This is a genomic window from Clostridium sp. (assembly GCF_016650095.1).
In the GTDB taxonomy this organism is placed as follows: Bacteria; Bacillota; Clostridia; order Clostridiales; family Clostridiaceae; genus Clostridium_AD.
The window spans coordinates 1-10,550 of the sequence record NZ_JAENWL010000097.1 but is presented as its reverse complement, the minus strand read 5'-3'; the positions used below and the strand labels follow the sequence as shown (position 1 = coordinate 10,550).

General features: G+C 32.1%; 11 protein-coding genes and 1 pseudogene. All 12 read right to left on the bottom strand.

Features of this window, described 5'->3' with window-relative positions; genetic code table 11:
• Window positions 1-338: 338 nt before the first annotated feature.
• Window positions 339-737: an ATP synthase F1 subunit epsilon gene (gene atpC, locus JJE11_RS07815; protein ID WP_291634278.1), complete on the bottom strand. Its 399-nt coding sequence runs from the start codon at window positions 735-737 to the stop codon at window positions 339-341.
• Window positions 738-844: 107 nt separating this feature from the next.
• A complete protein-coding gene (gene atpD / locus JJE11_RS07810; protein ID WP_291634276.1) occupies window positions 845-2,242 on the bottom strand; it encodes a F0F1 ATP synthase subunit beta in 1,398 nt (465 codons plus the stop codon).
• Between the two features lie 15 nt (window positions 2,243-2,257).
• Complete coding sequence (gene atpG / locus JJE11_RS07805) at window positions 2,258-3,112, bottom strand: ATP synthase F1 subunit gamma (RefSeq protein ID WP_291634275.1); 855 nt, start codon at window positions 3,110-3,112, stop codon at window positions 2,258-2,260.
• A gap of 140 nt (window positions 3,113-3,252) precedes the next feature.
• The gene (atpA, locus tag JJE11_RS07800; protein ID WP_291634274.1) at window positions 3,253-4,767 is read right to left on the bottom strand and encodes a F0F1 ATP synthase subunit alpha; all 1,515 of its coding nucleotides are present in this window, start codon (window positions 4,765-4,767) and stop codon (window positions 3,253-3,255) included.
• Between the two features lie 16 nt (window positions 4,768-4,783).
• Window positions 4,784-5,317 carry a F0F1 ATP synthase subunit delta gene (locus JJE11_RS07795; RefSeq protein WP_291634273.1) on the bottom strand — a complete coding sequence of 178 codons (534 nt, stop codon included), beginning with the start codon at window positions 5,315-5,317 and terminating at the stop codon, window positions 4,784-4,786.
• A gap of 1 nt (window position 5,318) precedes the next feature.
• Window positions 5,319-5,798 carry a F0F1 ATP synthase subunit B gene (locus tag JJE11_RS07790; protein WP_366927917.1) on the bottom strand — a complete coding sequence of 160 codons (480 nt, stop codon included), beginning with the start codon at window positions 5,796-5,798 and terminating at the stop codon, window positions 5,319-5,321.
• Window positions 5,799-5,865: 67 nt separating this feature from the next.
• Entirely contained in the window at window positions 5,866-6,102 is a 237-nt protein-coding gene (atpE, locus tag JJE11_RS07785) for an ATP synthase F0 subunit C (RefSeq protein ID WP_291634270.1), read from the bottom strand.
• A gap of 33 nt (window positions 6,103-6,135) precedes the next feature.
• A complete protein-coding gene (locus JJE11_RS07780; protein WP_291634267.1) occupies window positions 6,136-6,816 on the bottom strand; it encodes a F0F1 ATP synthase subunit A in 681 nt (226 codons plus the stop codon).
• A gap of 4 nt (window positions 6,817-6,820) precedes the next feature.
• Window positions 6,821-7,195: an ATP synthase subunit I gene (locus tag JJE11_RS07775; RefSeq protein WP_291634265.1), complete on the bottom strand. Its 375-nt coding sequence runs from the start codon at window positions 7,193-7,195 to the stop codon at window positions 6,821-6,823.
• A 682-nt stretch (window positions 7,196-7,877) separates the two neighbouring features.
• Entirely contained in the window at window positions 7,878-9,008 is a 1,131-nt protein-coding gene (gene wecB / locus JJE11_RS07770) for a non-hydrolyzing UDP-N-acetylglucosamine 2-epimerase (protein ID WP_291634263.1), read from the bottom strand.
• A gap of 85 nt (window positions 9,009-9,093) precedes the next feature.
• On the bottom strand, window positions 9,094-10,122 hold the full coding sequence (locus tag JJE11_RS07765; protein ID WP_291634261.1) for a glycosyltransferase family 4 protein: 1,029 nt from the start codon (window positions 10,120-10,122) through the stop codon (window positions 9,094-9,096).
• A 182-nt stretch (window positions 10,123-10,304) separates the two neighbouring features.
• Window positions 10,305-10,550 (bottom strand): annotated as a pseudogene (locus JJE11_RS07760) (cytidine deaminase); the annotation flags it as partial.

Genomic DNA, 10,550 nt, shown 5'->3' with positions numbered 1-10,550 from the left:
TAATTAAATTCTTCAATATAATTAAATTCTTGACCATAATTTATCTTTTTATTCTTTAAATAATGATTTAATTAATAGACTTTTATTTATTAAATGATCCCCCAGCACAAGTGTGAAGAGGGCTATTTGATTTATTATATAGGTAGGGGGTATGTAAAATTGATATTTAAAATATACATAATCTTTATATTATTAATATATCTAATTTCAGTAAAAACGTGCTTAAAAGAATTTAACGACATTTCAGAAGGTAATTCTAAAACCTTTGACCAAATCAATCTATTTGATTTTTAAGCAAAAAAAAATGGTGATAAATTAATATCCCCATTTTATAATGTCTAACCTTTTGTCTTAAGCCGCATAATTGCTCTCAAAACAGCATTCTCTGTTCTTATATAACCCACGCCATCATTATGAGCCAATTCTTCTTCTGCTTTTTCTTTTGCCTTCCTTGCTCTTGCGGCATCTATATTCTCTGGCCATTCACAGGCGCCGCATAGCATTTCTACTTCACCTAATTGCACTCTTAAAACACCCGATGATGTAAATGCTTTTAACTTTTCACCATTTACCAGTGTAAATGTTGTCACCGTTGGTTTTAATGGAACTATCATAGGAACATGGTTCGCAAGAATACCAAATCTACCTTTATCACTCTCCGTGTTCAAACTCAGAATTTCTCCACTATAAAACTCCTTTTCTGGAGTAAGGATAGTGAGCTTTATATGGTTTTTCATATAAAAACGCCGACCTTTCTATTCACATATTCTTAAATTACCAGTTCTTTTTACTAATCTTAAATAAAATAAACTAGCATAATGGCTAGTTATTTTCTAAATATGACTTATTCACTAGCCATAGTTTTTGCTTTTTCTACTGCCTCTTCTATTGAACCAACAAACATAAAAGCAGCCTCCGGTAATTTATCGTGCTTTCCTTCGAGAATTTCTTTAAATCCCCTTACCGTTTCTTTTACTTTCACAAATTTACCTTTCATTCCAGTAAATTGCTCAGCTACAGTAAATGGTTGAGATAAAAATCTTTGTACCTTTCTCGCTCTTAGCACTACCGTTTTATCTTCTTCAGACAACTCCTCCATTCCGAGTATTGCAATAATATCTTGAAGTTCTTTATATCTTTCAAGGATATGAATAACCCTTAATGTAACATCATAGTGCTCTTGACCAACTATTCTAGGATCGAGCATTGTCGAAGTGGACTCTAGCGGGTCTACTGCTGGATAAATACCAAGTTCAACTATTCCTCTAGAAAGTACTACAGTACCATCAAGATGGTTGAATGTGGCAGCTGGTGCAGGGTCCGTTAAGTCATCTGCTGGCACATATACCGCCTGAACAGATGTAATAGCCCCTTGTTTTGTAGATGTAATTCTCTCTTGTAATGCGCCCATTTCCGTCGCAAGTGTTGGTTGATACCCAACGGCACTTGGTATTCTTCCGAGAAGTGCAGACACCTCTGACCCTGCTTGTGTAAATCTAAATATATTATCAATAAATAACAATACATCTTTACCCTGATCTCTAAAATGCTCACACATGGTAAGACCGGTTAACGCAACTCTCATTCTAGCACCGGGGGGTTCATTCATTTGACCAAAAACTAAAGCAGTCTTTTCTATAACTCCTGACTCTTTCATCTCATTATAAAGATCATTACCTTCTCTAGTTCTCTCACCAACTCCAGTAAATACTGAAAGCCCACCATGTTCTATTGCAATATTATTCATAAGTTCTTGAATAAGGACAGTTTTGCCGACTCCAGCACCACCAAAAAGACCAATTTTCCCGCCCTTTTGATATGGTGCTATTAAGTCTATTACCTTAATACCTGTTTCAAACACTTCCGGTTCAACAGACTGCTCTTCAAATGTTGGAGCTAACCTGTGAATAGGCATATATTTTTCTGCCTTAACCTCTCCCATTTCATCCATAGGCTTTCCAAGGACATTAAATAACCTTCCTAGTACAATATTTCCAACTGGGACCGATATTGGATTCCCCGTATCAACGGCCTCAAGTCCACGCCTTAAACCTGATGTGCTTTCCATAGCTACTGTCCTTACAATATCATCACCAATATGTTGCTCAACCTCAGCTACAAGTACTCTGTCTTGCATCTGGATTTCAATACTGTTGTAAATATTAGGGAGACTGTCCGAGTCAAACTTTATGTCTATAACTGGCCCTATTACTTGAACGACTTTTCCTATATGTCCTGGCATTATTTCCTCTCCTTTCTATTTTTGAGCCTCTGCACCTCCTACTATTTCAGATATCTCTTGTGTAATTGCACTTTGTCTAAGCCTATTATATTTTAAATTAAGCTTTTCAAGTAAATCATCAGCATTATTTGTAGCTGAACCCATAGACTCCATTCTTGCCCTATTCTCACTAACTTTCGAATGTAGCATAGAATTTAACATTTTGCCACTTGAAAATAATGAAACAAGTTCAAACATTGCTTTTTCATCTATCGCCTTTATATCCACATACTTTTTACTTCCATTCCCCTCCGTATCGAAGTTTAGCGGAAGTAATTTTTCAATTTCAACTTCATTTTTCAATACTGAAATAAGTTTTTTATAAACAATGTGAACTTCACCTACATCTTCACTTGTATACATGCTAAGTGCATGATTAATTATTGTATAAGCTTCATCTTGTGAGGGCATATCGGGAATTTCAACATATTCAGCCACAGTTTCAATATTAAACTTCTTACATAGATTTCTTCCTTTTCCGCCTACAACAATTACGTTATAATCTACATTATTGCTCTTTAATCTTTCTTTCAGTGCATTTATTACTGACAAATTAAATCCACCACAAAGACCTGAATCTGAAGTCACTACAATATACATTATTTTGCTACTACTATTTCCTTTTGTATAGATACTATCATCTTCATAATTATCTTCAACTTGCTTAATAGTTTCATCCAGCTTGAATATATAATTATTATTAATATCCAGTTTACCCTTCATTTTTTTATATTTAGATGTGGCAACGAGTCCCATGGCTTTAGTAATTTTCTTAGTATTTGTTATGGATTTTATTCTCCGTTTAATTGTAACAAGCCCTGTACCTGACATGTCTCACCTCTCTTTAGCCTTAATAAATATATTAGTAAGGCTGATTAATCATCACCTTAGGTGCTGTAAATCCAATCAAAGTTGCTATAAATTGGCACTTAAAGGTGCTTAACTAAAGATCTCATTCTGAAATGTCATTATTATTTTTCAACTGTGAATATCTTTTTAAACTCCTCTATAGCTTCAATAAGTTGTTGCTTTATTTTATCATCCAATTCCTGATTATCTGCTATTAATTTACCTATTTCTCTATGGTGTGTATCCATGTACTCTAAAAATTCTTTCTCAAATCTTGTTACTTGATGTACTGGAATATCAATAAGATAGTTATTTGCTCCCACAAAGAAGACCATAACTTGTTTCTCTACTGGTACTGGCATATACTGATTTTGCTTTAATATTTCAATTAATCTTTTGCCCTTTTCTAGTCTCATTTTCGCATCTTTATCGAGATCAGTACCAAATTGAGCAAAAGCTGATAGCTCCCTATATTGAGCAAGTTCTAGTCTTAAAGTTCTTGTAACTTGTTTCATTGCTTTTATTTGAGCATTTCCCCCAACCCTTGATACTGATATTCCAGCATTAACAGCAGGTCTTTGTCCTGAGTGGAACAATTCAGCCTCAAGAAATATTTGACCATCAGTTATAGAAATAACATTAGTTGGTATATAAGAAGTGACATCACCTGCAAGTGTTTCTATTATCGGAAGTGCAGTTAATGATCCTCCACCTAATTTATCAGAAAGTTTTGCAGCTCTTTCGAGTAGCCTCGAATGAATATAAAATACATCTCCTGGATAAGCTTCTCTGCCTGGCGGTCTACGAAGCAATAGAGACATAGCTCTATAAGCCACCGCATGTTTCGATAAATCATCATATACTATTAATACATTCTTACCATTATTCATAAAATGTTCTCCCATGCTACATCCAGCATAGGGTGCTAAATACTGTAATGGAGCTGAATGAGAAGCTGTCGACGCTACAACTATTGTATAATCAAGCGCGCCCATTTCAGATAATGTGTTAACAATATGTGCAACTGTAGATTGCTTTTGACCTATGGCTACATATATGCATATAACATCTTTGCCCTTTTGATTTAATATAGTATCAATAGTTAATGCTGTCTTACCTGTCTGCCTATCCCCAATTATAAGTTCTCTTTGTCCTCTTCCAATTGGTACCATAGAGTCTATTGCTTTTACTCCCGTTTGAAGTGGTTCTTTAACTGATTGCCTGGAAATAACTCCAGGTGCTTCTACTTCTACTGGTCTTGTCTCTGTAGTGTTAACTGGGCCTTTACCATCTATTGGTACACCTAAAGCATTTACAACTCTTCCTATTAATGCTTCCCCTACAGGAACTTCTACCAATTTACAAGTTCTTTTTACTATATCCCCTTCTTTAATACCTTTTTCAGGTCCTAAAAGCACACATCCTACATTATCTTGTTCTAAATTTAGTGCCATACCAAATATTCCATTAGGGAACTCTAAAAGCTCCCCTTCCATGCATTCATCTAGACCGTACACTCTTGCAATCCCATCACCTATTTGAATTATGGTGCCTGAGTCAACAGTATCAATTGTCTTTTCATATCTTTCTATTTCTTTCTTTATTATAGATGTTATTTCTTCCGGTTTTATATTCATAAACTCACCTCTATTCCTATTTAAACATTAATTTCTTCATTTCCTCTAAATCATTTTTTATCGTACCATCAATGACGTCATCGCCAACCTTTATATATACTCCACCTATAACTTTTTCATCTATTTTTTCAACAAATATAATTTTTTTATCATACATAGTTTGTAATTTTATGCGTAAGTTCTCTCGTTCAGTTTCCATAAGTGGTATTACTGTTTTAACCTCAACCGACAAAATATTATTGCGTTCTAAGTGAATTTTTTCCATCTCTTTGAGTTTTTCTTCAGTAAACAATATTCTATCTTTTTCTATAAGAATAAGTAGAAAAGATAAAAGATCTTCATCAATACTACCCTTGAAAATATTAATAAACATCTTCTTTTTTCTTTTAGTACTTATTTGTGGATGTTTAATAACTTTTAGAAACTCAGCGTCATTCTTCATAAGTGAAACAATTTCTCGCAAGTCATTTAAATATTCCTCTACTTTACCTTTTTCCTCAGCAACTGTATATAGTGCTAGTGCATACCTTCTATCTAATTGTTCATACATTTTAACTACCTACCTTAGAAATAAAATCCTCAATCAATCTTCTATGTTCTTTTTCATCAATATGCTTTTCAAGAGCTTTTTCAGACAAGATTAAAGATAAATCTATAACCTGTTTTTTAATTTCACTTTCCGCTTTTTCCTTTTCTCTTTCAATTTCTAGTCTACCTCTGTCCATAATTATTGTTGATTCTTTTTTTGCTTCGCTAATAATCTCTTTAGAAACATTTTGGGCATTTACTTTATATTGCTCTACTATCTCTCTTCCTTTTTTCCTTGACTCATGCAATAATAATTCTTTTTCTTTTCTTAAAGCTTCCGCTTTTTCTTCATCATCCTTAGCTTTCTTAATAGACACATTAATCCCATTTTGCCTATCATCCATTATCTTATTTACAGGCTTACTAAGAAAGTGTTTTACAATAAAAAATAATACGAAAAGATTTATCCAAGTAAATACAATTGTAGGTATACTAAAGTTCAAGTTCATTATCTGTTAAAGCCCCCTTTCAGGCTTAGCTTTTAATTGTTCATTTTCAAGCAACGCCATATTACTTAAATACTAAAATTAGTGCAATCAAAAATGCATAAATAGATGTAGCTTCTGAGAATGCAGCACCTATAACTAATGTACTGATGATTGATCCTCTAGCTTCCGGTTGTCTTGCTACACCCTCTACAGCTTTAGCCGCAGCATTACCTGTCCCTATTCCTCCTCCTATACATCCTATTGCTGCAAGTCCTGCACCTATTGCCGAAAGTCCTGTAATTAATGCTGCTGAATCCATAAAATATTCCTCCTTAAATTTTTAAAATCAAATTTAGTGTTCCGCGATAACTTTTATATTAACCATTGTCAACATAACAAAAATAACCATTTGAATAATTCCATCAAACAAATCGAAATAAAAATGTAGTGGTATTGGGATAATCAGTTGAGCAAACCCATTCAAACTTCCCAAACTTCTATATAGCAACTCCATTATCACAACAGCTGCAGTCATGTTTCCAAATAATCGGAAACTTAGTGAAACTGGTAGCATTACTCTCTCTATTAAATTAATAGGTAATATAAAGGCATATGGCTCAGTATATCCTTTAAAATAGTGGCCTAGACCTATTTTTTTAATGGCAAACCATTGAACAACAAAGAAAGTTATTAATGATAGTGCTAATGAAACACTATAATCTGCAGTTGGAGGCTTAACACCTATAAGTCCAGTAAGATTCATAAAAACTAAAAAAATTGCAATTGTTCCTATAAATGGTACAAAATCCATATAGTCTTCTCCCATATTATCTTTAACAAGTTTGTTTATAGATTCCATAACTATTTCTATTATATTCTGTTTCTTGTTCGGAATTATTTTTAAGTTCCTTGTAAAGAAAAAGCATAGAATTGATACTAAAGCTATTATAACCCACTGAACAAGTATACTTTGTGCAATTCCAATATTGTATCCAAAGAATTTAATATTAAAAAACGGCTCTATATTTCCCATTAAATCACTTCCCTTGAATGTTTTTACTATTTAATCCATAATACACTAAAGATATAAACTGCGAACTATATCCGAATATATATGCGATTATAATGAATATATTATTTCTTCCAACAATAAAACCAATGATACTAACCAAAAAAATTCTTATGAAAAGTCCTACCATCATTATCATTGTACTTTTACCATTTTTATTGTTGAGAGAATACTCTGCAGTAATACCATTAATATAAAAACTTATTAATGCTATTATTAGCCCTAATAAAAAAAATAATGCATATGATTTAGCTATAAAATAAATCATTGCAGTAAAAATCACAGAAATAAAGAAATCATATATAACAATCTTCTTAAACATAATCTTAAAATCATTATTCACTTAATCGTTCTCCTCACCATCTAATAACATTTTAAATTATAGTCCACAACTTTTCATAAATAAAATCGAAAATTCGTCGTTTTAGGCAAATATAGAAGGCTATGAGTCTATTTTTCAATGATAATCTCATGTTTCTTCTGTATATCTCTCATTTAATATGTATTACAAGTTAACAAATAATTCACAAGTCCATTATTCAATTATTCTATTTATCTCAATATTCATAATATTCACAATATTTTACCATGTATTATAATATTAGTGGTTTTATTATCCTCTATTAACTTTTCAACATTAATTTTATTTAGTTAAACAGTTACAAAAACTCTATAATTAAATATATCGCCTTTTTAATTTTTCATATTTTTCAAACAATTGCAATATATATTTCATATTAATTCAAAAATTTTAATAATATTTTTAGAATCTATATTATTTTTATCATTTATCACTGAAAATATACATCGTATTCTGGTTATTTTAATAGGTATAGGCTTTTAAATACCTCATATCATGATAATCAATACATTGAAATCCTTTATTTTATTGCATAAGCATATGATTTTTTCACTTTATAAACTTTTATTTTATTCTGTTTTATTTATGTAAAGTCAAAAAAAATAAATCCAAGAATTTATTTTTATGTTCTTAGACCTATTTTCAGCAATATTAATAATATCTTTTATATTTTATCTTCATTAAAATAATTTAATAGTGCATCTACTATTCTAGTAGAAGCATTACCATCACCATAAGGATTAATAGATTTACTCATGTGGCTATACTCGCCCAGATCTCGTAGAAGCTTATTAGCATTCAATACAATTTTGTCTATATTCGTTCCAACTAGCTTTACTGTGCCAGCATTCTCTGCCTCTACCCTCTCCGTTACATCCCTAAGAACTAAAACTGGTTTACCCAAATGAGGAGCCTCTTCTTGAATTCCTCCTGAATCAGTCATTATGAGGTAACATTTTTTCATTAGATTATGCATCTCACTGGTGTCTATAGGTTGTAGCAAATGTATTCTATCCACTCCTCCTAAAATGCCGTGCACCATATCTTTAACTACTGGATTTGGATGAACTAGATATAATATTTCTACATCTTTATTCTCGCTCGCGACCATCTTCAAAGCTTTACATATATTTTCAATTCCACTTCCCCAATTTTCTCTTCTATGAGCCGTAACCATTATAACTTTTTTATTTTTATAGTCAATTGCGTTTAGCGCACGATTCTCAAAAATATACTCCTCTTTAATTGTATATTTCATAGCATCTATAACCGTATTTCCTGTAACAAAAATTGCACTATCCCCTACTCCCTCTTTTAATAGATTTTCTTTAGAGGTAGTCGTAGGTGCAAAATGTAAATCTGCTAATGCCCCAGTTAATTTTCTATTCATTTCCTCTGGGTAAGGAAAAAACTTATTATGAGTTCTAAGTCCGGCTTCGACATGACCAACAGGTATTTTCCTATAAAAAGCTGCAAGGGATGTAGCAAAAGTTGTTGTAGTATCTCCATGTACTAGTACCATATCCGGTTGTTCTTTTTCAAATATTTCTTCGAGTCCCGTAATCACAGAGCATGTTATACCTGTTAAGCTTTGTTTTGCTTTCATTATGTTTAAATCATATTTAGGTGTAATGCTGAAAAATTTCAGAACTTGATCTAATATTTCTCTATGCTGGGCAGTGACACATACAATACATTGTATCTGAGGCGTTTTATCTAATTCCTTAACTAGAGGTGCCATTTTTATAGCCTCTGGTCTTGTACCAAATATTATTATAACTTTGATATTTTTCACCATATACCCTCCTATTTCAATTTAATACAATCTGATTCTTTATAACCACATGTTAGTTGGTAATTATTAATGTCAAAAATACAAATCAATCCTTTTGATCAAAAATACCATATTTCCAAGCTATTACAACTGTTATAACTATCACCAAGGCTAACAAAAAATATGCTCTTTGATTGCTCAAGTTCATTGCTATAATTGCAATTCCACCTAGAACAGCACTTATAAAATACATAATAATAACTGCTTGCTTTTGACTGAGACCCATATCCATAAGCCGATGGTGCAAATGACCTTTATCGGCTTGCATAATAGATTTCCCATGAACTTTCCTTCTAATCATAGCGAAAAGGGTATCATAAATAGGTAATCCAAAAGCTAAAATTGGTACTGCAATTATAAATGCGGTTGCAGACTTAATAGTCCCTTCAATTGAAATGGCTGCTAAAAGAAACCCTAGTAATTGAGAACCTGTATCTCCCATAAAAATAGAAGCTGGGTTGAAATTATATGGTAAAAAGCCTAAAATCGCACCACTTAGAACAGCAGTTAAAAATGCAGCTTCCAATCTTCCATTAAGTATAGAAACTATCATTAAAGTAACAGATGATATGAATGCTATACCTGCTGCGAGTCCGTCTAATCCGTCTATTAGATTAAAAGCATTAGTCACACCTACAATCCATATTATTGTCACAGGAATACAAATCCATCCTATATTTAAATAAGGATAAAATTCTCTAAAAGGATTAGTTAGAATCGTTATTTTTACACCTGATACTAAAAGACACACTGCCGCTAAGACTTGTATTAGAAGCTTGTATTTAGGACTTAAATCTTTAATATCATCTATTATGCCACCTATAACAATTATAGTTGCCCCAATAATTATACCTAGCTGGGATGTTGTTAAAATGCCATTATATAAAATTGTACCTAAAACAAAAGCTATATATATAGCAAGCCCCCCCATAACTGGAATTGGTTTGCTATGAACTCGTCTTTCATCTTTGGGAATATCAATGGCGTTAACCCTTATTGCAAATTTCCTAACTAAAGGAGTAATTATATTAGAAATTAAAGCTGTAATTATTGCTAACATATAAATCTTACTCATAAAAAAACCTTTCTTTCACAAAAATAGTGTTTATTTGATAAATATAGGTTAATCATCATTTTCAATGCTGTTAAATCATCATTTTCAATGCTGTTAAATCATCATTTTCAATGCTGTTAAATCATCACTTTCAGTTCTGTTTAATCATCCCTTTAACAGCTGTCCATTACTTCTGTGCTAAATTAATATCCCCCATCACCTTGAAGTGAGTCATCATTTTCTATCCATTCTTCTACAAATACAATCTTGTATTGTAATTTACTTTCTCTAATTATTACCTTCTCTATACCTGAATTAATTATAAATCTCTTGCATAAGGAGCACGGAGATGCCTTTTCAACTAATTCACCACTGCTTACTTCTTTGCCAACTAAATACAAAGTCGCTCCCAACATATCATGTCTTCGTGCTGATATAATTGCGTTTTG

What these genes read in the sequence shown, in the direction of transcription:
- atpC (WP_291634278.1), bottom strand. Translation starts at nt 737, where the DNA reads ATGAAAAACCATATAAAGCTCACTATCCTTACTCCAGAAAAGGAGTTT.
- atpD (WP_291634276.1), bottom strand. Translation starts at nt 2,242, where the DNA reads ATGCCAGGACATATAGGAAAAGTCGTTCAAGTAATAGGGCCAGTTATA.
- atpG (WP_291634275.1), bottom strand. Translation starts at nt 3,112, where the DNA reads ATGTCAGGTACAGGGCTTGTTACAATTAAACGGAGAATAAAATCCATA.
- atpA (WP_291634274.1), bottom strand. Translation starts at nt 4,767, where the DNA reads ATGAATATAAAACCGGAAGAAATAACATCTATAATAAAGAAAGAAATA.
- JJE11_RS07795 (WP_291634273.1), bottom strand. Translation starts at nt 5,317, where the DNA reads ATGTATGAACAATTAGATAGAAGGTATGCACTAGCACTATATACAGTT.
- atpE (WP_291634270.1), bottom strand. Translation starts at nt 6,102, where the DNA reads ATGGATTCAGCAGCATTAATTACAGGACTTTCGGCAATAGGTGCAGGA.
- JJE11_RS07780 (WP_291634267.1), bottom strand. Translation starts at nt 6,816, where the DNA reads ATGGGAAATATAGAGCCGTTTTTTAATATTAAATTCTTTGGATACAAT.
- JJE11_RS07765 (WP_291634261.1), bottom strand. Translation starts at nt 10,122, where the DNA reads ATGAGTAAGATTTATATGTTAGCAATAATTACAGCTTTAATTTCTAAT.